General features: G+C 61.1%; 15 protein-coding genes and 1 pseudogene. 6 read left to right on the top strand and 10 right to left on the bottom strand.

The genetic code is table 11. From position 1 onward, the window contains the following. Positions 1-3: 3 nt before the first annotated feature. The 7 genes and pseudogenes from DXC52_RS10250 to DXC52_RS05260 form a co-directional block, all read right to left on the bottom strand. Positions 4-722 (bottom strand): annotated as a pseudogene (locus tag DXC52_RS10250) (aminoglycoside N(3)-acetyltransferase). Positions 723-924: 202 nt separating this feature from the next. Beyond that, positions 925-1,884: a 3-hydroxyacyl-CoA dehydrogenase gene (locus DXC52_RS05290; protein ID WP_117746446.1), complete on the bottom strand. Its 960-nt coding sequence runs from the start codon at positions 1,882-1,884 to the stop codon at positions 925-927. Between the two features lie 415 nt (positions 1,885-2,299). After that, on the bottom strand, positions 2,300-7,081 hold the full coding sequence (locus DXC52_RS05285) for a 2-hydroxyacyl-CoA dehydratase (protein WP_117746445.1): 4,782 nt from the start codon (positions 7,079-7,081) through the stop codon (positions 2,300-2,302). An 11-nt stretch (positions 7,082-7,092) separates the two neighbouring features. Continuing rightward, positions 7,093-7,803, bottom strand: a complete 711-nt coding sequence (locus DXC52_RS05280) for a TetR/AcrR family transcriptional regulator (RefSeq protein WP_099432134.1) — start codon at positions 7,801-7,803, stop codon at positions 7,093-7,095. 120 nt (positions 7,804-7,923) lie between these two features. Further along, entirely contained in the window at positions 7,924-8,781 is an 858-nt protein-coding gene (locus DXC52_RS05275; protein WP_117746454.1) for an HAD-IIB family hydrolase, read from the bottom strand. A 260-nt stretch (positions 8,782-9,041) separates the two neighbouring features. Then, on the bottom strand, positions 9,042-10,061 hold the full coding sequence (locus DXC52_RS05265; RefSeq protein WP_233504856.1) for a putative ABC transporter permease: 1,020 nt from the start codon (positions 10,059-10,061) through the stop codon (positions 9,042-9,044). A 3-nt stretch (positions 10,062-10,064) separates the two neighbouring features. After that, the gene (locus DXC52_RS05260) at positions 10,065-10,601 is read right to left on the bottom strand and encodes an HD domain-containing protein (protein ID WP_117746443.1); all 537 of its coding nucleotides are present in this window, start codon (positions 10,599-10,601) and stop codon (positions 10,065-10,067) included. Positions 10,602-10,828: 227 nt separating this feature from the next. Between DXC52_RS05260 and DXC52_RS05255 the strand changes: the two genes are divergently transcribed. The 6 genes from DXC52_RS05255 (at position 10,829) to DXC52_RS05230 (ending at position 17,342) form a co-directional block, all read left to right on the top strand. After that, positions 10,829-12,610, top strand: a complete 1,782-nt coding sequence (locus DXC52_RS05255; RefSeq protein WP_117746442.1) for a 1-deoxy-D-xylulose-5-phosphate synthase — start codon at positions 10,829-10,831, stop codon at positions 12,608-12,610. 410 nt (positions 12,611-13,020) lie between these two features. Continuing rightward, on the top strand, positions 13,021-14,016 hold the full coding sequence (locus DXC52_RS05250) for a glutamate ABC transporter substrate-binding protein (protein ID WP_117746441.1): 996 nt from the start codon (positions 13,021-13,023) through the stop codon (positions 14,014-14,016). A 138-nt stretch (positions 14,017-14,154) separates the two neighbouring features. Next, positions 14,155-14,814 carry an amino acid ABC transporter permease gene (locus tag DXC52_RS05245; RefSeq protein ID WP_022094657.1) on the top strand — a complete coding sequence of 220 codons (660 nt, stop codon included), beginning with the start codon at positions 14,155-14,157 and terminating at the stop codon, positions 14,812-14,814. Then, the gene (locus DXC52_RS05240; protein WP_117746440.1) at positions 14,811-15,644 is read left to right on the top strand and encodes an amino acid ABC transporter permease; all 834 of its coding nucleotides are present in this window, start codon (positions 14,811-14,813) and stop codon (positions 15,642-15,644) included. Before DXC52_RS05245 ends, DXC52_RS05240 begins: the two co-directional genes overlap by 4 nt. Before the next feature lie 36 nt (positions 15,645-15,680). Beyond that, positions 15,681-16,445, top strand: a complete 765-nt coding sequence (locus tag DXC52_RS05235) for an amino acid ABC transporter ATP-binding protein (protein WP_117746439.1) — start codon at positions 15,681-15,683, stop codon at positions 16,443-16,445. 87 nt (positions 16,446-16,532) lie between these two features. Further along, the gene (locus DXC52_RS05230; RefSeq protein ID WP_117746438.1) at positions 16,533-17,342 is read left to right on the top strand and encodes a gamma-glutamyl-gamma-aminobutyrate hydrolase family protein; all 810 of its coding nucleotides are present in this window, start codon (positions 16,533-16,535) and stop codon (positions 17,340-17,342) included. Positions 17,343-17,447: 105 nt separating this feature from the next. On the opposite strand, the gene DXC52_RS05225 is transcribed toward DXC52_RS05230, so the two are convergent. The 3 genes from DXC52_RS05225 to DXC52_RS05215 form a co-directional block, all read right to left on the bottom strand. Then, positions 17,448-17,804, bottom strand: coding sequence for an Hpt domain-containing protein (locus DXC52_RS05225; RefSeq protein WP_117746437.1), 357 nt, complete (start codon positions 17,802-17,804; stop codon positions 17,448-17,450). Between the two features lie 24 nt (positions 17,805-17,828). Further along, a complete protein-coding gene (locus DXC52_RS05220; RefSeq protein WP_117746436.1) occupies positions 17,829-19,709 on the bottom strand; it encodes a diguanylate cyclase in 1,881 nt (626 codons plus the stop codon). Between the two features lie 211 nt (positions 19,710-19,920). Further along, positions 19,921-20,718: an alpha/beta fold hydrolase gene (locus DXC52_RS05215; protein WP_117746435.1), complete on the bottom strand. Its 798-nt coding sequence runs from the start codon at positions 20,716-20,718 to the stop codon at positions 19,921-19,923. Positions 20,719-20,862: the final 144 nt, after the last annotated feature.

The following is a 20,862-nucleotide window of genomic DNA, read 5'->3' as shown; positions in this document are numbered from 1 at the left end:
GAATCATTCGAGACGGCCGCGATGGCGCTCAATCCAGCCCACGGCAAAGTCGACAAGCTCGCGCTGGCGCATAAAACGGATTATCCCGTTACCGAGAGGCGCCGTACGAACCGAGCATTCACGCTCAAAAGCAGCACCGATTTCATCGAAATCCTCGCCATCGACAAAGAGCGTGCGGTATTCCTTCCATATGCGTCGACCGTTTTCCACAATCGCACTGTGTTCCACACAGTCGTGCTTGCCGGGGTACTGCGCACGGGCATCTGCCAAATGCAGTGACGTATTCTTGTCATAGCCAACGCCCACCAGCAGAACATAGCCGTCCAAATCGTACAGACGCGCGATGGGCGATCCATCGCCAAAGATGTTGCTCAGGTCGTGGTTCTCCGTCAGGAATTGCGCTGCTGGCCGTTTGCCGCCACTGAACGCGCTGGGTGATCGCTGCGAAACGTGCCCGGCCACGTCCGGAACATCTCAGCCACGGCACCCATCGTGTTGGTGGGCGTAATGCGCTTGTCATAGGCAGGCCAGTTATCGCGAATCAGCTGCAACTATTCTTGCGGCTCTTGCCAATGGACACCACTCTCGGGGTCCAAGCTTTTCCATGATTGCGTCGGCATCATGATGGTACCGGTCTCGCCCACCATCTGGAGCAGCGCCTCGATTACCGGCTGTGCGCCGCCGCACACATATCCAAGCGCGCTGAGCGAGCAATGGACCATAACCGTCTGCCCTGCGCACATACCGACAGCGGAGAGCGCGTCGAGGATATCCTGCTTAAGCACGATTTGCCGATCCATTACCGTTTCCCCTCTATCCCCGCACATCAGTTTCTTTTGCGTCATGCGCCGAAATGGCACACAGGCTATGCGGCGCATGACGCTGCAAATGATACGTTTCCTAATGTTGCCGAGGGATCATTATTTAGTACTTGAAGAAGCCCTCGCCCGAGCTTTCGCCCAGCTTGCCTTCGTCGAGCATCTGCTTGAGGACGGATGCCATGGCCTTAAAGTTGTAGGGCATCATCATCTTTTTGAGCAGCGGGCTCACCAGGCCCGGCACCTTCTGATACTGCATGACGATGTTGTAGGCCGTCTGGATACCAACCGTGTCGAATACGCGGAACGGACCCTTGGGGGCGCCAGTGCCACGCGTCCACGCGAGGTCGATGCTCTTGGGGTCACTCACACCCGAGGCATACAGGTCAAGGCCCGCAAGCAGCCACGGCACCAGCATGGAATTGAGCAGATAGCCGTTCTTTTCCTTGTTGACGGGCAGGGCAAGCATGCGAATATCGTTGGCAAAGTCGACGAGCTCATCGAAATAGCGCTTGTCGGTTTGGCCCTGTGCCATGACCTCGGTCATGTTGTTCTTCCAGATGGAGTTGGCAAAGTGCAACGACAGGTACTTCTCGGGGCGGCCGGTGTACTTGGCAAAGGTACTCGGCAGCAGCGTGGAGGAGTTGGTCACGACGACGGTCTTTTGCGGGAGTACCGGGGCGAGCTTCTTGTAGAAGTCGATCTTTGCCTGGGTGTCCTCGGCCATAGACTCGATGACCAGGTCGGCGTCGGCCACTGCCTTGGCAAGATCGAGCTCCAGCTTGAGTGTGGAGTAGGCGCGCTCGACGGCGGCGAGTGCCACCTCCTTGTCGAAGGGCCGATCGCTATCGGCGATACCGGCGCACCACTCGCCCGTGCCGTCCTCCATGCCCTCGATAGCAGCGATGTACTCCTCGCGCACATGATCGATCTTGGGCTGGGTGCGGCCGATGCTGCCCTCGCTGCGCAGCCAAATCGTTACATCAAAGCCGCAGTAGGCAGCCTGAAAGGCAATCTGGCTTCCCAACACGCCGCCGCCAGCAACACAAACGGTCTTGTAGCTCATGAAACGGTCCTCTCTTACGTAATTCCATAGATGTGTATTTATTCAACCGTAAGGGGACTGCACGCTGGGGGTGGGTTCTATAAACGGACGGTAATTTGCGGCGAACGGCTACACCTGTTCATTATCTCAGGGCTTTAAAGGCCGTTTATCGTACCGCAGGGCCGTCGTTTTCGGAAGTGCGGTGAAAAATTGAGTTTCGCCGACCAGACCGACTTTTTTAGCAACAAAACCGCAGGTAACGAGAGCCCAAAAGAGCAGTGTGCTCGGAGGTTCGGAGTTTTTCCCCGCACTTCCGAAATCCGAGTCCGCTGAAGGCGTCAACAAGCCCATTTACGCAACATATGTCCAGCAAAAACGGGTGGTAGCCGGCACGGCTGCCACCCGTTTGTCTCATGTCCAGCCCAAAGCAGGCCAGTTACTTCTTAATGCCGCGTCCCAGGCGCTCAGCGACCGATGCCACGGCCTCCTCGCCGGCCGGTCCGCAACTCGTGCAGCCGTCGTGGGCACGCATCTGGCCGGTAACCTCGTCCATCGCGAGCGGCGCCACCTTCTCGAGCTTAAAGCCCTTGCCGGCGCGCATGTTCTCCTTTGCCACGCTAATCATGAGCTTAATACGGTTGAGCTGGTTGACCTCGGACGCGCCGGGGTCATAGTCCACCGCGACGATATTGCTCTCGGGGTGCTGGCGGCGCAGCTCCTTGATCACAGCCTTGCCCACCACGTGGTTAGGCAGGCACGCGAAGGGCTGCGTGCAGATGATGTTGGGCGCACCGTGGTCAATCAGGTCGAGCATCTCGGCCGTGAGCAGCCAGCCCTCGCCCATGTTGTTGCACACCGAAAGCACCGTACGGGCCTTGTCCGCCATGGTGCCGATGCGCTCGGGCGCCTCGAAGCGGCGGGACTTCTCGAGCATCTCCTCCACCGGCGTACGCATCCAGTCCACCAGCTTGATGAGCGCCTGCATACCAGCGCGCGTGGTAGCAGAGCTTCCCAGCTCGTCCTTCTGCAGTTCGGCGTTACTCATGGAGTACAGGAAGAAGTCGAGCAGGCCCGGCACCACTGCCTCGCAGCCCTCGCGCTCGATAACGTCGACCACGTGGTTGTTGGCTGTGGGGTGGAACTTGACCAGAATCTCGCCGACCACGCCCACGCGCGGCTTGGTGCCCTCGCCCACAAGCGGCATAGTGTCGAACGCGCGGATGGCCTCACGCGCAAGCTTGGTGTAGTTGTGCCTGTTGAACTTGGGCGCCAACTTGCGGGCGCGTGCCATGTACTCCTCGTAGAGTGCGTTGGCAGCACCGGGCGTGGCCTCGTACGGGCGGCAGCGGTAGAGCATCTGCATCATCACGTCGCCAAAGAGCACCGCGTAGACCGCCTGCTTAAGCAGCGCCGGCGTAATCCTAAAGCCGGGGTTGTCCTCACCGAGCGCCACTGCCGAAAGCGAGATCACCGGAATCTCGGGGTGCCCGCTCTCGCACAGTGCCTTGCGGATGAGCGCGATGTAGTTGGTAGCACGGCAGCCGCCGCCGGTCTGGCTGATAACCACGGCCGTCTTGGACAGGTCGTACCTGCCGCTCTCGATGGCCTCCATAATCTGACCCGTTACCAGAATCGACGGGTAGCAAATGTCATTGTTCACGTAGCGCAGGCCGGCCTCGACGGCATCGTGGTCGGTCGAGGGCAGCAGCTCCAGGTTGTAGCCGGCACCGCGGAACACCTCTTTGACCAGGTCAAAGTGAATCGGCGCCATCTGCGGACACAGGATGGTGTAGCCCTCCTCGCGCATCTGCTCGGTAAAGGGCACCTTGGGCCACGCGGTCGAAGCACCCTCGCGCTGAGCCTCAAACGTGTACTTGCGGCTCGCGAACGCGGGGGCATCCGTGGAGGGTGCCACCGGCGCGGCGTCGCCCCGCTCGTAGGCCTCGCCCGCGGCCGTAGCCTCGGCCAGGCGCTCGGCTTCCTGGTCCTTGAGCGCGGCCATGAGCGAGCGGATGCGGATGCGCGCGGCGCCCAGGTTGGACACCTCATCGATCTTGAGCACGGTGTAGATCTTGCCGCTGGCCTCCAGGATCTCCTGCACCTGATCGGTAGTCAGGGCATCGAGACCGCAGCCGAAGGAGTTGAGCTGAATCAGGTCCAAATCGTTGCGCATCGTCACAAAACGGGCGACGGCGTACAGGCGGCTGTGGTACATCCACTGGTCGACGACGCGGATCGGGCGCTCGGGCTTTACCAGATGTGCGAGCGAATCCTCGGTAAAGGCCGCAAAGCCAAAGCTCGAGATAAGCTCGGGCAGGGCGTGGTTGATCTCGGGGTCGTTGTGGTAGGGACGGCCGGCGAGCACAATGCCATGGCCACCGTGGTCCTCGACCCACTTAAGGGCCTCCTCGCCCATGGTCTGGATGTCCTCGTGGAAGCGCGCGTCGGCCTCAAAGGCGGCGTTGACGGCGGCATCGACCTCGGAGCGCGTGATCTTGGGACCGCGCACGCGACCGCGACCGGCCTCAGCATCGGCCACGCGGTCGACGGCGAGCACCTGGTACAGACGACGCTTGAGCTCGGTCTTGTCGTGATAGGGCACAAACGGATACAGGAACTCGATGTTCTGCTCGCGGATCTCGTCAATATTGAGCGCCAGCGCCGTGGGGTAGCTCATGACGATGGGGCAGTTGTAACAGTTGCCAGCCGTCGGATCCTCCTTGCGCTCCCAGCGCACGCACGGCATCCAAATGAAGTCGACATCGCGGTCGATAAGGTTCATCACATGGCCGTGGCTCATCTTGGCCGGATAACACACGCTCTCGGACGGCATGGACTCGATGCCCGCCTGGTAGGTCTTCTTACTCGACTGGTCGGACAGCTGCACGCTAAAGCCTAGGCGCGTAAAGAACGCATGCCAGAAGGGGTAGTTCTCGTACATGTTGAGCGCGCGCGGAATGCCGACGGTGCCGCGCGGGGCCTCGTCGGGACTCAGGACCTCGCGGTTAAAGAGCAACTCGTTTTTCTTTTTGAAGAGGTTGGGGGCCTCGGTTTTCTGCTTTTTGTGGCCGGCGCCCTTCTCGCAGCGGTTGCCGGTAATGAAGCGCCTGCCGCCGCCAAAGTCGTTGACGGTAAGCTGACAGTTGTTGGAGCAGCGACCGCAGCGGACATGCTTTTGCGTCACGGTGAGGTGCGCGATGTCCTCGGCAGAAAGAATGGTCGAGGTGCCGTCGGCGCCGGCGCGATCGCGGGCGAGCAGGGCAGCGCCATAGGCGCCCATGCAACCGGCGATGTCGGGACGCACGGCGTGAACGCCGGTGAGCTGCTCAAACGCGCGCAGCGTGGCATCAGACATAAAGGTGCCGCCCTGAACGATCACCTGGCTGCCGATCTCCTTGGGATCGCGCAGCTTAATAACCTTGAACAGGGCATTCTTAATGACGGAATAGGAAAGACCGGCCGCGATATCGCCCACCGTGGCGCCTTCCTTTTGCGCCTGCTTGACACGCGAGTTCATGAAGACCGTGCAGCGGCTGCCCAGGTCGACCGGGGCCTTGGCATGGATGGCGGCATCGGCGAACGCGCGCACGTCCATGTTCATAGAGACGGCGAAGCTCTCGATAAAGCTGCCGCAGCCCGACGAGCAGGCCTCGTTGAGCATGATGTGCTCGATGACGCCGTCCTTGACGCGCAGGCACTTCATGTCCTGGCCGCCAATGTCCAGAATGAACTCGACGCCGGGCAGGAACGCCTTGGCGCCGCGCAGGTGAGCGACGGTCTCGATTTCACCCGAGTCTGCCTTGAGAGCCTCGATGAGCAGCGCCTCGCCGTAGCCCGTGGTGGTCACGTGGCCGATGGTGCAGCCGGCGGGGATGTGGTTGTAGAAATCGGCCATGATGACCTTGGCCGTGCCCAGGATGTCGCCATTGTTGTTGCCGTACCAGGTGTGCAACAGCTGGCCGTCCTCGCCCACGAGCGCGGCCTTCATGGTGGTGGAACCGGCGTCGATGCCGATGAACACGCGGCCGGTGTAGCCTTCGAGTTTGCCCTTGGGGACGACTTCCTGGTCGTGACGGGTTTTGAACTCGGCGAAGTCCTCGTCGGTGGCAAAGAGCGGATCCAGGCGCTCGACCTCGGCACCCTGTGTGTCACCCAGGGCATCGATAGCCTCGATGAGCTGCGGGAACGTGCTGAGCTTGTTGGACTCATGCGCCATGGCGGCGCCGCTCGCCACAAACAGGTGGGCGTTTTGGGGCACAATGCGGTGCTCCTCGTCCAGGTTGAGCGTGAGGTAGAAGCGGTGGCGCAGCTCGGAGAGGTACTGCAGCGGGCCACCCAGGAAGGCGACGTTGCCGCGGATGGGACGGCCGCACGCTAGGCCCGAGATGGTCTGGGTCACGACGGCCTGGAAGATGGAGGCAGCCACGTCCTCGGGGCGGGCGCCCTCGTTGAGCAGCGGCTGGACGTCGGTCTTGGCAAAAACGCCGCAGCGGCTGGCAATGGGATAGATGGTGGTGGCGTTTGCCGCGAGCTCGTTGAGGCCGCTGGCATCGGTGTGCAGCAGAGTGGCCATCTGGTCGATGAACGCGCCCGTGCCGCCGGCGCAGGTGCCGTTCATGCGCTGCTCGATGCCGTTGTCGAAGTAGATGATCTTGGCATCCTCGCCGCCCAGCTCGATAGCGACATCGGTGGCCGGGATGAGGGTCTCGACGGCGCGCTTGCTGGCGATGACCTCCTGGACAAACTCCAGGTCGAGCCACTGGGACAGCAGCAGGCCACCCGAGCCGGTAATGGCGCAGGTCATTTGGGCCGTCGGCAACACGGTCGCGGCGCCTTCGAACAAGTCGCGGGCACAGGCGCGGACATCGGTGTGATGGCGCTGGTACTTGGCGTACACGATCTGGTTGTTGTCGTTGAGCACGGCGAGCTTGACGGTGGTGGAACCCACGTCGATGCCCAGGTGCAGGTTGCCGCGGACGGCCTCGGGGTTGAAGATCGCGCCTTCGGGGGCCTGGGCGGCGGCTACGGGCTCAGCGGCGGTGGCGGGCTCGCTGACGACGGACGTCTCCCCTGCCACGTTCTTGGCATCGGCAACTGCCTCAGCAACTTTCTCGGCAGCCGCGGTCGCGGCCTTCTGCGCTGCGTCCACCACGGCGGGCGCAGCCTCGCGTGCGGCAGCGACCACACGGTCTTTAATGCCCTCGACGAGTTTGCTCATTGTCTCTCCTCTTAGTTGTTGGACTCGACGGTTGCGGTGGTGTCGACCGCGTCCTCGAGCTGCAGATTCAATAGCTTCATGCCGTATTCCGGCACGTTGATATCGATGGGTTGGCCATACAGGTCGCCGGGGCGCACAAAGGCGATGACCGTCATAATGCGCGCCATGGTCTCGGGCGATTCAGAAAGGTCACGCTCAAACCAACGTTGGATCATGCCGACCTCGGCACTTACGACATAGGTGACGTAGTAGTCAAAGAAGGTGCCCAGCGCCAAGCCCAAAATGCCCGTCTGTGCACGCGGCACCACGGCCTCGCGTGCGGTATCGATGATCTTTTTAATAAAGGCGGGGTCGCCGCCCGGGCCCAGCAGGGCCCCGATAAGGTCGCGATTAGCCGCAAGATAGCGAAGCAGCTCAACCGAGCCGGGTGCCGGCTCGAGCTCGTCGATGTTGCGGTAAAGATCGGGTAATTGAGCTGCGGTGATAAGCTCCACCCGCTCACGAATCTCGGCAAGCAGGCCGTCCTCGATCTGGCTGATAAAGTCGGGGATATCGCGGTAGTGCGAATAGAACGTGCGGCGCGTAAGGCCGGCACGCTCGGTGAGCGACGCGACGTTAATGCGCGAAAGGTCGCCGCTTTCGGCAAGCTCGCTGGCAAGTGCCTGGCGAAGGGCGCGCTGCGAGCGAAGGGACCGGCGATCGCATTTCTCGAGCTGGGACAAGCGTCCTCCTTGTTACTCAGCCTGTGCGCTATTGCACAGTGCGAGTATTATTACACACCGTGTGCATCAACACGTAAAGGCAATATTTAGGATGTGACGAAGGGCAGTCCCTTTGTCACATTATTCGATGACGGTGCGGGAATTTTGCTTGCGCATGGTGGCGAGCATATGCTTGGGGACGGCGTGGACCATGCAACTGCCGATGGTCACGCTCGCGGCGGCCTTGGCCGCGTCACTGCCGTTTTTGGTCGCGTAGCTGTGACGGAAACGCTTGAGCATGGCGATATCGTTGCCGCCGTCGCCGTAGACCGCGACCTCGTCCTCGGCAATACCGTAGTAGCCCGCCAGCCACGCCACGCTCTCGCCCTTGTTGCACGCCACGTCCGTGATCTCGAACATCACCGGATCGAACGGCGCGTTGACCACGCGGTCCGATCGCTCAGCCAAATATGCCTTAAGGTCGCGCTCCAGCTCGGGCGAGGTCACGCGGCAGTTGATTTTGCACACGTCATGACGCAGGATGTCACCGATCGGCTGGTCGAAATACTGTTCCTCGTGATACCCGCCACGTGCACGCATGCCGCGCATCACGATGCGCTTGATAGGACTGTCCTTTTTAAAGCCCGCCTGGTGCATCTCGAACGAACCGCTCGAGAACATGCCGTCGGGCGTGGAGCAGTCGAAGCAAATGTCCGGGAACGCCTTGAGCAGCTCCTCGGTAACCTGCGGGTCGATGGTCCAGGTCTTGAGCACCTCACCATGGCTGTCGCGCACGATGGATCCGTTGGAGCAGCAGGCGTCGAGTGCCAGACCTGTGAAGCCATGCTCGCCGATCGGCAGCGTCGAGCGTCCGGTCGCGGGAACCACATGCAGCCCGGCTTCGGTCAGCTCGCGAATGGCGCGGCGGATGGTTCCGTCGGCCTCGTGTAGGGCATTCAGCAGCGTTCCGTCTAAGTCACTCGCAAACATCTTGATCATGGGCATGCCTCTCCTTCGTCTGCACGATATTGTAGACGAGAACGGGCGCGCCCCAAGAGAGGCACGCCCGTCAGGCGAAAGATTGTCCTACACCGCGGCGGGGCCATGTTCGCCGGTGCGGATGCGGATAACCTCCTCGGCCGGCTCGACCCAAATCTTGCCGCCTCCAACGGCACCGCAATCTTGGAAACGGCGCGGCAACGGGCGCGAAACCAACGGGAAATACGCGAGCAAGGAAGCCGCGAGCGCGCCCGTCCCGGCTAGCGCCGGAACAGCTCGCGGGCTCGGTCGCGGAGATCGGTAGCTCGGATGACGCCCTCGTAGCGGTTGATACGCAAGCGCGGGAAGGCATTGAAGAAGCGCAGGTCGCGGCGGCTGAGTGACACGCTCGGCACCGGACGGCTTATGCCCTTGCCGGCAAGGCGACGACTGAGCGACGGACGCGGCATGCTCGGTGCGGCATCGGCCACGCGGCGGGCGGCAAGCGCCAGGCCGCGAGCACCATCCGAGATAAACGTCGGCATCGAAGCCTTCTCGCGCAGGGCATCGAGCGCCGCGTCGCCCAGCTCGACCAGCCACGCGTTAACGGCACGGCCGCGGATGTGCGTCTGCGCCACCGAGTCGATCGCCGAATCGGGAATACGTTCGAGCATGGAGTCGGACGCATCGGCAAGCGACTCATTGATGCGGTCGGCAAGGTCGGCCCGGACGCGCTCCAGCTGATCGGACAGACGCCGCCAGCTCGCCAACGAGCACAACGCGTCGACCATCATCGCGACCGCGACGATAAAGGCGGACAGCCGCACAATCAGCACCGGCAGATGGCCAAGCAGCCCCAGCAATGCCGGCTCCACTAAACGGCAAATACACAACGCACCCAAGCCAAACGCGCAGGCCCAGTACAGGCAAATGCGTCCGTGCAAGTTAAACGGCAGGTGCGAGTAATCCCAAAAGCGAGCGCCCGTTGTTTTTTCCAACAGTACGCCTACGCTGTACTCAATCACGCTGCATACGAGCGCTGCAGCGACAAACTGGCTTGAGGCATCCGGAATCCCGCGCAACAGCAGCCAGCAGGCAATGCCGCCCACACCATAGATAGGACAACACGGCCCCAGCAAAAAGCCGCTGTTGGCAAATCGTCCGTGATTGAGCATGGCGCAGACCGTCGACTCCCACGCCCAGCCGCAAAACCCGTAAAAGGCAAACGAGAGCACCAGTGCCGAAAGCGGGCAGACGGCAAGCGTCGCGCCGCCAAACGCCATATCAATCGCGGTCCCCACCGTCTACCCTCTCCTCTTTTCGCTCGATTCGCCACTCACGCCATCGTCTGCCTCGTCCTTGCGCGGCAGACGGCCGGCGATCGTCTCGCGCAGAGCGCACCATTTATCCGCCAGGCACACAATCCATGCCTCACGACACGTCGGCGGCACCGGCACCAGCGGAAACATATGGCGCACGATAATATTCCGCTCGCGCGGCGTCAGATCAAAATCTTCCTCCGCACGCGCCAGGGCAAAAAATGGATGCCGAAATCCGTGCAGTCGATGGCTTGGGTCGGGATCGTGCCAGTCATAGAGAAAGTAATCGTGCAGCAGGGCCCCGCGCAACAACGAGGCGCGGTCGACCGAGACACCGACGCGGCCCAGGCGCTCGGCAAAGGACAGACTTGCCCGCGCCACCGAGGTCACATGCGCATACACCGTCACGTCGCCATGCTGGATAAACTCGCGCGTCAGGTCCAAGCGGCCCGCCTGGGCGAGCTGGCGGGCGGCATCGTCGACCTCGTGCGCGATTTTCTCGGCACGAACGGCATCGGACATGCTGCCTCCTTCCAGCGGCTCACGGCGGCAAGCCACGGCCTGCACGTATTGAAAAAATCATCATCGAATCTATCAGTATGGCATCGGACAAAACGTTTTGCCCCACCAGTTGGCGAATTACCGCGCCGCCGTCACATATCAAACGCCAAAATGTGCGAGACTGTCTTGTGCAATTGTGTCGGCCGAGGGAGCGCCGGCACTCGATTCGCATGGAGTAACCCACAACGATGCTGCTTACGCAAACGACAACGCCCGAGGACGTCAAGGCTCTTAATCGTGCCGAGCTCCCGCAGCTCTGCGACGAGATTCGCCACGCCATCCTCGAAAGCTCCGCCGCCGTCGGCGGGCACGTTGCCCCCAACCTGGGCGTCGTTGAGCTTACGGTCGCGCTCCATCGCGTGTTTAACTCCCCTATCGACAAGATTCTCTTTGACGTTTCGCACCAGACCTACGCCCACAAGGCGCTGACTGGGCGCGCGTACACTTATATCGATCCGAAGCGCTTTGGCGAGGCCTCTGGCTTTGCCAATCCCGACGAGTCCGAGCACGACCTGTTCGCCATGGGCCATACCTCCACGTCGGTGAGCCTGGGCTGCGGCCTGGCGCACGCTCGTGACCTGGCGGGCGATGCGTACAACGTCATCACCATCATTGGCGACGGCTCGCTTTCGGGCGGCCTGGCGTTTGAGGGCTTCAACAATGCCGCCGAACTCGACAGCAACCTGATCATCATCGTCAACGATAACGACCAGTCCATCGCCGAGAACCACGGTGGCCTCTATCGCAATCTGGCCGAGCTGCGCGCCAGCAACGGCACCTGTGAGCGCAACGTTTTCCGCGCGATGGGACTCGACTACCGTTATTTGGACGCCGGCAACGACGTGTTGGCCCTAGTCGACGCGCTGCAGGAACTGCGCAATATCGATCATCCCATCGTGCTGCACGTCTCCACCGCCAAGGGCAAGGGCTTTGAGCCAGCCCAAAACGACCCCGAGCGCTGGCACCACGTGGGTCCGTTTGACATGGCGACCGGGCGCAAGCTCTGCCCGGGCCATCCGAGCGAGCCTGCGCCGCGCACCTACGCCGACATTACGGGCGAGGCGCTCAGCGCCGCCATCGAGCGCGATCCGCAGGTCGTGGGCATCACGGCCGCCACACCCTACATCATGGGCTTTACACCCGAGCTTCGCGCCGCCGCCGGCAAACAGTTCGTCGATGTGGGCATTGCCGAGGAGCACGCCGTGACCTTTGCCACCGCGCTTGCGCGCTCGGGCGCCAAGCCAGTCTTTGGTGTGTACGGCACGTTTTTGCAGCGCGCCTACGACGAGCTGTGGCACGACCTGTGCCTCAACGACGCCCCCGCAACCATTTTGGTGTTTGGTGCGTCAATCTTTGGCACCACGTCCGAGACGCACCTTTCGTTCTTTGATATTTCCATGCTGGGCGGTCTTCCCAACATGCACTACTTGGCGCCGGCCTGCATGGAGGAATATCTGTCCATGCTGAGCTGGTCGCTCGACCACCGCGAGCATCCCGTGGCAATCCGCGTACCGGGCATCGGCCTGGTAAGCCGCCCCGACCTTGCGCCCGCCGAAGACACCGACTACAGCGCCGTTCGCTACAACGTGGTGCGTCAGGGCCGCGACGTTGCCGTGCTCGCGCTTGGCGATTTCTTTGAGCTGGGTGAGCGCGTGGCAAACCGCTTGGCCGCCGAGTACGGTATCGAGGCCACGCTCGTCAACCCTCGCTTTGCAGCCGAGCTCGACCGCAAGTTCCTCGACAGCCTTGCCGCCGAGCATCGCGTCGTCGTCACCCTCGAGGACGGCATCTTGGACGGCGGCTGGGGAGAGCGCGTGGCATGTTATCTGGCATGCACGCCGTTGCGCACGCGTACCTTCGGCATCGCCAAGGGCTTCCCCGACCGCTACGACCCCAACGAGTTGCTCGCGCAGAACGGCATGACGGTCGAGAACATGGCCGCCGAAGCCGTAAGGCTACTCAACGAGTAAATAACCTCCGCAAGGGAAGCACCCCTGCGGAGGTTTTTATTTTCGCGGCGCGATTATCTCAATCTGTAACATCTAGAGCCCGAATTCCCGTCTAACTGTTACAGATTGAGACATTCGAATTCCCCTGAAGAGAAAATCTCAATCTGTAACAGTTAGAACCCATTTCCTCGTCTACCTGTTACAGATCGAGACAAAACAGCGAGGCGGGCCGTCCGAAAAGCACTATCTCAGCAGCAACAACCGACGTTTGTCCAGATAAAACCTGCCAAAATAAACCTGTCCCTTTTTGGTAGGTAGAATTACCCATAAGGTAAGTATGTTTCTGAGTTATTTTGTGTTGACCCATTTGAGCGCGATAGGGTATAACTCTACTCAACCGCTAGGGATTTTATTGAGAAAGGTGTTCTACCATGAGCAAGAACCTCTCCCAGCAGGTCGTTCTCGACCGCCGCGGCTTCGTTGCCGCCACCTTCGCAACCGTCGCCGGCCTTGGTCTTGCCGGCTGCTCCGACACCAGCGCCGAGGCCGACAAGGGTTCCGCCGCCGGTTCCTCCAAGAGCTCCGAGGATACCGAGGCTTCCACCACGCTCGACGCCAAGGCATTCGACAAGCTCGTCGACAACGGCCCCAAGGCCGATGACGATGCCGTCGCCGCCAGCACCTGGGCCACGGCCGTCAAGGACGCCGGCGTCTTTAAGATCGGTGGCGTTCAGACTTCCACGCTCTTCTCCCTCCTCAACGAGAAGGACGGTCAGACCCGTGGCTTCGATGCCGGTATCGCGCAGCTCCTGTCCAACTACATCCTGGGCGAGAACAAGGTCGAGATCACCCAGGTGACCTCGGACACGCGCGAGTCCGTCTTGCAGAACGGCCAGGTCGACGCCGTCTTTGCCACCTACACCATCACTGACGAGCGCAAGAAGCTTGTCTCCTTTGCCGGTCCCTATTACTACACGCAGCAGGCCATCCTGGTGCTCGCCGATAACGACGACATCAAGAGCGTCGACGACCTGGCCGACAAGAACGTCGCCGTCCAGTCCGGCTCCAACGGCCCCGCCATCCTGGAGGAGTTCGCCCCCAAGGCCAGCCAGCAGGAGTTCAAGACCGACGAGGAGGCCCGCCAGGCACTCCAGCAGGGCCGCGTTGACGCCTACGTCATCGATAACAACATGCAGCAGAGCGCCCTGGTCCGCGAGCCCGGTAAGTACAAGATCGCCGGCAAGCCCTTCGGCAGCAAGGAGCCCTATGGCATCGGTCTGCCGCTCGATTCCGACGGCGTCGCCTTTGTCAACGACTTCCTTAAGAAGATCGAGGACGACGGCACCTGGACCGAGCTGTGGCAGATCTGCATCGGCGACCGTACGGGCGACACCAATGTTCCCGAGCTGCCCGAGATCGGCGCCTAGGCAGCGAGCCTGGTAACGGCCGCAACGAAACCATATGGAAACGCACGATGCACTTTATTGCGATAAACTGTTTCCAATCTGAGTTGTCGGAGCTTCCGTACACACGGGAGCCCCTTTCCTTATCGGCGGGAGGTCCGCATGAGTCTCTCCGAACTCTGGTCGCTCTATGGCCAGAACTATATCGACGCGCTGCTAGCAACCTGGGGCATGACGCTTGAGTCGTTTGCCATCGCCATGGTGCTGGCCGTCGCCGTCACCGTGATGCGTGTGTCGCCGCTCAAGCCGCTGCGCGTCTTTGGCGACCTGTATGTCCAGGTCTTCCGTAACATCCCCGGCATCGCGCTGCTCATCATCGTCGTCTACGCGCTGCCGCCGCTCAAGGTCGTCCTGCCCTATCGCACCTGCGTTATCGTCGCTACGGTCCTTTTGGGCTCGGCCTTTGGCTCCGAGAACTTTATGAGCGGCATCAACACCGTCGGCGTCGGCCAGGTCGAAGCCGCCCGCTCGCTCGGCATGAGCTTCAGCCGTATCCTCGCCAAGATCGTGATTCCGCAGGCGCTGCGCTCAAGCGTATTGCCCATGACGAACCTCTTTATCGCCGTCATGCTCACCACCGCGCTCGGCAGTCAGGTGCCGCTTAAACCGCAAGAGCTCACCGGCGTGGTGAGCTACATCAATACCCGCTCGCTCGGCGGCGTCGCCGCGTTCTTTATCTCGGCGCTCGGCTACCTGGGCACGGCCTTTGTGGTGAGCCACATTGGCAACTACATCGACAAGAAGGTGAGGATCCTCCGATGAGCAAGCACTCCTCCCCTGCGCTCACCATGCGCGATGCGCTCTACGAGGCTCCCGGCCCCAAGATGCGCGCCAAGATTCGCATCGGCACCGCCATCTCGCTTGTTGCCGTCGCCACACTCGTCGTCCTGGTACTGCAGCGCTTTTATGTGACCGGCCAGCTTTCGGTCCACTATTGGTATTTCTTTACGCACCTCACCACCTGGAAGTTCCTGCTTGCCGGCTTTGAGGGCACCGTTAAAGTCGCACTCACCGCCGGTGTCATTGCGCTGGTACTGGGCTTAGCCCTTATGCTCGGCCGCACCAGCGACATTAAGCCACTGCAACTGGTCTGCCGTGTGCTCACCGATTTCTTCCGCGGCGTGCCGAGCCTGCTGTTCATCTACTTCTTCTTTTTGGTGCTGCCCCAGTACAAGATCGCGCTGCCGTCGTTTTGGATGCTCACACTGCCTGTCGCGCTCGCTGCGGCCGGCGTGCTGGCCGAGATTTTCCGCGCCGGCGTCAACGCCGTGCCGCGCGGGCAGGTCGAGGCGGCCCAGGCGCTCGGTCTCTCCAAGGCCAAAATCACCTTTAAAATCGTGTTGCCGCAGGCTATTCGGTTTATCATTCCGTCCTTGATTTCACAGCTTGTGGTCGTAGTCAAAGACACCACCGTCGCCTATGTGGTGAGCTATCCCGACCTGATGCAAAATGCCCGCGTGCTCATTACCAACTACGACGCCCTCGTGTCGGTCTACCTGGTTATCGCGGTCATCTACATCCTCATCAACGTCGCGATCAACAAGGCCGCTGTCTACGTTTCGCACAAGACCGGCGCGACCATCATCCGCTAACGCTTTACCATTTCGAGTCATAAGGAGCCGAGCACCATGGCACAGAGCACCTCTTCCACCGGCAATCAGCCGCTGATCGAGCTCAGACACGTCGATAAGCACTATGGCGATCTGCACGTCCTCAACGACATCAATCTCTCGGTCGACCGCGGCGAGGTCGTCGTTGTGATCGGTCCCTCGGGCTCGGGCAAGTCGACCATGTGCCGCACCATCAACCGCCTGGAAACTATCGACTCGGGCGAGATCCTCATCGAGGGCGAGCCCCTGCCGCAGGAAGGCAAGGATCTTGCCCGCATGCGCGCCGAGTTGGGCATGGTGTTCCAACAGTTCAACCTGTTCGCACATATGACCGTACTGCAGAACGTCATGCTGGGGCCGGTCGACGTGCTGGGTGTATCCAAGGAGGAGGCTCGTGAGCGCGCCATGGACCTGCTGAGCCGCGTGGGCGTGGCCGAGCAGGCCGATAAGGTGCCTGCACAGCTCTCGGGCGGCCAGCAACAGCGCGTAGCCATCGCCCGATCGCTTGCCATGCAACCCAAGGCCATGCTCTTTGACGAGCCCACGAGCGCTCTTGATCCCGAGATGATCAACGAGGTGCTCGAGGTCATGGTCCGTCTGGCCCAGCAGGGCATGACGATGATCGTCATCACGCACGAGATGAACTTCGCCCGCCGCGTGGCCGATCGCGTCGTGTTTATGGCCGACGGCCAGATCGTGGAAACCGGCACGCCCGACGAGTTCTTCGACCACCCCCAGACCAAGCGCGCCCAGGACTTCCTCAACTCCATCAAGGGCCACTAACCCAATTGCCACGCGGGCAAATTCATCAGTAACGTTTGCTCCGCGCCACCCCTGTGCCATGTCCACCCGGATTCGAAAGCTACGCCCATGATCGGAACCCGCACCTCATCGTCCTACACTCCGCACGTCGACGTCGATCCCGCCGACCGTCCGCTCATCCTGGTCGCACCACGCTGGGAAGAAGCGAAACCCTATTTGAGCGGGACGCTCTCCCCCAACGAGGAGATTGCGAGCGTCTTTGTCGATGCCATCCTTGCCGCCGGCGGCCTGCCGCTGCAGATGTCCATCACCGAGGACATTGAGGTCATCCGTCATTACGTCGATATCGCCGACGGCATCGCCATTCCCGGCGGCCCCGATGTCAATCCCAAACGTTGGGGCGATGATCGACCCTACGACCCCACCCTCTGCTGCGAGATCCGCGATAGCTTTGAGTTTAAGCTGGTCGGCGAGGTGCTCCGCGCCAAAAAGCCGCTCTTTACCACCTGCCGCGGCACGCAGTTGCTCAATGTCGCCACCGGCGGCACCCTGTGCATGGACGTGCCAAGCCTGGGCGCGCGCGAGGGCCGCACGCAGTGGCGCCATACCCACGTGCTCAACGACCCCGTGCATCCCGTCGAGGTCGTGCCGGGCTCGTTGCTGGAGCGCGCGCTTGGCGGGCACAGGCTTATCCAGACCAACTCCGCACACCACTGCTGCATCGATCGTCTGGGTAAAAGCACGCGCTTGGTCGCCAAGGCAACCGATGGCGTGCCCGAGTGCATCGAAGTCGAAGGCCAACCCTTCTGCCTGGGCGTGCAATGGCATCCCGAGTACACCTGGCAGACGCTCGAAACCGACTTTAACCTCTGGAAGTCGTTTGTCGAGGCGGCAGCCAAGGTCAAGCAGGCCCGCTAGCACGCGAACCACAAAACAGATAAGGGTGCCCCGCCGGCCACATGGTCCGGCGGGGCACCCTTTCACCTATATGTGGCCGGCAAGCAGCCCAAGGCTCGCAAGCTCTTATTCAGCCGCTTCGCGCAGGGCCGACATCGTAGCCGCATATTGCTGCTGCAACGCATGCATTCCCTTGCGAGCGCCGTCAACGGCATCGGCGCCGCGCAGTGCTTCGGTCACCACGACCGCCGGCTCGTACAGATTATCGAATCCCAGGTTCTGGCTCACGCCCTTGAGCGTGTGCGCTGCCATAAACGCACCTTCGGCGTCTCCCGCCGCCATGGCAGCCTCCAGCTTGTCCATGCTCTCGTCATCTAAAAACTTGAGGGCAAAGCGGGCAAGCATTTCCCCGCCCATCAGCCGAGCACACGCGTCATCATAATTAGCGCCGATCTTCTCATACGCCTCACGCATGGAAATCATGGATTAAAAACTCCTTTGGTCAAACTAAATCGTAGGAAACGCGACGACATCGGCGGGGCGTGCCAACGTCTCGGCAATACGGTCTTGCACCTCGAGCAGGCATTCGAGCAACAGCGGGTTAAAGGTGCCGCACTTACCGTCCAGGATCATCTGGATCGCCTCCTTGTGCGGGATAGCGTCCTTGTACACGCGCACGCTCGTCAGCGCATCGTACACGTCGGCCACCGAAACCACCTGTGCGGCAATGGGAATTTCGTCTCCCTTAAGGCCATCGGGATAACCCTTGCCGTCCCAGCGCTCGTGATGCCAACGCGCAATCTGGTACGCATATTCCATAAGCGCATTGCCGGCGTGATGGCTACCCAGCTCACGTAGCATGTCGGCGCCGATCGTGGTATGCGTCTTCATAATCTCGAACTCCTCGGGCGTAAGGCGTCCGGGCTTGTTGAGAATCGCATCGTCAATCGACATCTTGCCGATATCGTGCAGCGCCGAAGCCAGGGCGATCGTGGAGCGCTCCTCATTGTCGAGGGAGATCGTGCCGCCACGCTGGACCAGACAGCCAAGCAGCAGCTCAGTCAGCTTCTCGATGTTTGTAACGTGCCTGCCGCTCTCGCCGTTGCGAAGCTCCATGACGCCGGCCATGATGTCGATGAGCATGCGACTGTTCTTGACGCGCTCGTTGTACTGCTGGGACAGCAGGTTCGTCAGACGGCGCTGTTTGGCGTATAGGCGGATGGTGTTGCTTACACGACGGCGCACGACACGGGAGTCAAACGGGCGGTTGATATAGTCCGAGGCGCCCAGCTCGTACGCGCGCAGAACCATATCATCGGAATCTTCGCTCGAAATCATGATAAAAGGCAGATTGTCGATACCCGATCGGCGCGACAGATCGGCCAGCACCTCAAAGCCGCTTATGCCCGGCATGACAATATCCAGCAGCACGAGCGACAACTCATCGCCATAGCGGTCGACCATGTCGAGCGCCGTACGACCGTTGTCGGCCTCCAGGATGCAATACTCGTCCTTGAGCATCTCGTTGAGAATGGCTCGGTTCATCTCGGAGTCATCGACAATAAGCACCAAAGGCTTTTCGCTTTGGAAGGCCTCGATGGAATCGGCATCGGTCACGACCGTACCGACTTTTGCCTTAGCGCGGCTCAATAATTGGACAGCACGGCCAACGCCCTCATCGACCGTCTCGCCATGAATGCGAACGCCACCAACACATGCCGTCAAGCTCACGTACTCATGGCCCGGAACAATCGTGGAACGAACGGCATCGGACACCTGATGCAGGCGACGGGTGAAGTCATCGGAGGGAATATTGGGCATGACGACCACAAACTTGTCGCAGCCATAGCGCACAAGCTCGTCAGTCGAACGAATTCCGCTGCGTATGGCTGTCGCCACAGCACCGAGTGCAAGGTCGCCGGCATGACGACCACACGTATCGTTGAAGACCCTAAAATCATCAAGGTCGATCACCGCCACGCCGGCCTTCATGCGGGCGCTACGAAGCTTTTCCTCGTAATATCGGCGGTTGCGCACGCTCGTCAGCACGTCGGTGTAGACAAGGTCCTCTTCCGCGGCCTCTTGCTCATCGATCGGACGCACCATCAGCAGGACGTGAGGCTCGCCCTCGACCTTTAGAGGACGCAGACGGGCGCGGTACTCAACACCATCGTTGAGCAGTTGCTCCGACACCTCATCGGAGTCTGCCAAGGCCTCAAGGCTCGACTGACGCAGACAAGGGCAGCGATCGCCAGCAAGCAAGCAGTTAGGCTCGCTCTTAATCTGATCGGCCGACAGCAAACGCACCACGGGGTAGGTCTTCGCGACGCGGGCGACCTCAGCGGCAGCCTCCTCGTCGGTTAGATTGACCTCGTGATTATTGAGCATATGGGGCCCTTTCGATAGTTTCGCATGGTAGCGGTGGGTTCCAAATGCTACAAGGGTAACACCTTGTCGATGCAGGTAAGTACGTGAATGCTGTTACATTTTTATGAGTTGACAGGCGGCGCTATTGAAGTCGCAGACGTGAGGTTTTGAGCACATTTGTTAACACGGCCGAAACGTTTGCGGGTGAAGCCTGCTTTGGCCATTGCGGGTGTTAGAGCCCCAGGATGCCACAGACAGCCCGGGCAGCCGCTGCCGGGCGATCGCGCAGGCCGTTGTGCGCCCCAGGAATCATTACGAGGGGGCAATCGAGATATTCGGCAGCCGCTCGCGTGCCAGCCTCGCGGGGCGTGCCAATCGAGAGCTCGCCCAGGAGCACGGCGGCCACCGTTTTCGACGCGCGAACGCTATCCCAATCGGGAGCGCAGGTCATAGTAATCCCATATTCGTTTGCCATGAAACTGCGGCCATTGCGCAGGGCATGCTTGGCTTCTGCCTCGGTTAACTTGGGGGCCTCAGGGTCCGAATCGCCGATGGCGCCCAAGAAGGCCCGTAATGCCCTGGAGACCTTTCCCGCGGCGATCATCTCGAGCAAAACCGGGGCCGCGCCCAGGCCGGCACCCTCATCCGTCACGGCGGGTTCATGCAGAATCGCACGCGGGATTATGGCGGGGTTTGCACGGAGAAGCTCCAGCGTCACCAGCGTACCGGCACTGTGCGCGAGCACGTTTGCCGGAGCGCCAATATGCTCGATAACGGCCTGCAGGTCGGCGGCCTGGACGGCGAGGTCGTAGCGTCCGTCTGCAGCGTCGCCGCTCTCGCCGCAACCGCGGCGGTCGTAGGCAATGACGCGGTAGTCACAGGCGAGCTCGCGGGCGATGGCGTCAAAAAAGACGCCGTCGACGCAGGCGCCGTGCACGCACACCAAGGCAGGAGCATCAGACGACACATCCGGGCCGGCATATTCGCGACAGGCAATCGTGGTGCCCGCATTCTCGACCGTAAAATCCATGTTGTGCCCCCATCATCAATGCTCATCCAGTTGCACGTCAGTGCGGTTGGATGGACCCGCATTGCCTTACGCCTTGTTAACAGATTAACTGTACCCGACCCGAGGCTTTTCATGGCACGGCATCATGAGCGACGTGAAAAAACG

The organism is Collinsella sp. TF05-9AC (genome assembly GCF_003438495.1).
Classification (GTDB): domain Bacteria; phylum Actinomycetota; class Coriobacteriia; order Coriobacteriales; family Coriobacteriaceae; genus Collinsella.
Note: the sequence above shows the minus strand (reverse complement) of the source record. Positions and strands in the feature narration are given on the sequence as shown.

Coding starts and splice junctions, on each gene's coding strand:
- DXC52_RS05290 (WP_117746446.1), bottom strand. CDS start 1,884: ATGAGCTACAAGACCGTTTGTGTTGCTGGCGGCGGCGTGTTGGGAAGC.
- DXC52_RS05285 (WP_117746445.1), bottom strand. CDS start 7,081: ATGAGCAAACTCGTCGAGGGCATTAAAGACCGTGTGGTCGCTGCCGCA.
- DXC52_RS05275 (WP_117746454.1), bottom strand. CDS start 8,781: ATGATCAAGATGTTTGCGAGTGACTTAGACGGAACGCTGCTGAATGCC.
- DXC52_RS05260 (WP_117746443.1), bottom strand. CDS start 10,601: ATGTCCGATGCCGTTCGTGCCGAGAAAATCGCGCACGAGGTCGACGAT.
- DXC52_RS05255 (WP_117746442.1), top strand. CDS start 10,829: ATGCTGCTTACGCAAACGACAACGCCCGAGGACGTCAAGGCTCTTAAT.
- DXC52_RS05250 (WP_117746441.1), top strand. CDS start 13,021: ATGAGCAAGAACCTCTCCCAGCAGGTCGTTCTCGACCGCCGCGGCTTC.
- DXC52_RS05245 (WP_022094657.1), top strand. CDS start 14,155: ATGAGTCTCTCCGAACTCTGGTCGCTCTATGGCCAGAACTATATCGAC.
- DXC52_RS05240 (WP_117746440.1), top strand. CDS start 14,811: ATGAGCAAGCACTCCTCCCCTGCGCTCACCATGCGCGATGCGCTCTAC.
- DXC52_RS05235 (WP_117746439.1), top strand. CDS start 15,681: ATGGCACAGAGCACCTCTTCCACCGGCAATCAGCCGCTGATCGAGCTC.
- DXC52_RS05230 (WP_117746438.1), top strand. CDS start 16,533: ATGATCGGAACCCGCACCTCATCGTCCTACACTCCGCACGTCGACGTC.
- DXC52_RS05225 (WP_117746437.1), bottom strand. CDS start 17,804: ATGATTTCCATGCGTGAGGCGTATGAGAAGATCGGCGCTAATTATGAT.
- DXC52_RS05220 (WP_117746436.1), bottom strand. CDS start 19,709: ATGCTCAATAATCACGAGGTCAATCTAACCGACGAGGAGGCTGCCGCT.
- DXC52_RS05215 (WP_117746435.1), bottom strand. CDS start 20,718: ATGGATTTTACGGTCGAGAATGCGGGCACCACGATTGCCTGTCGCGAA.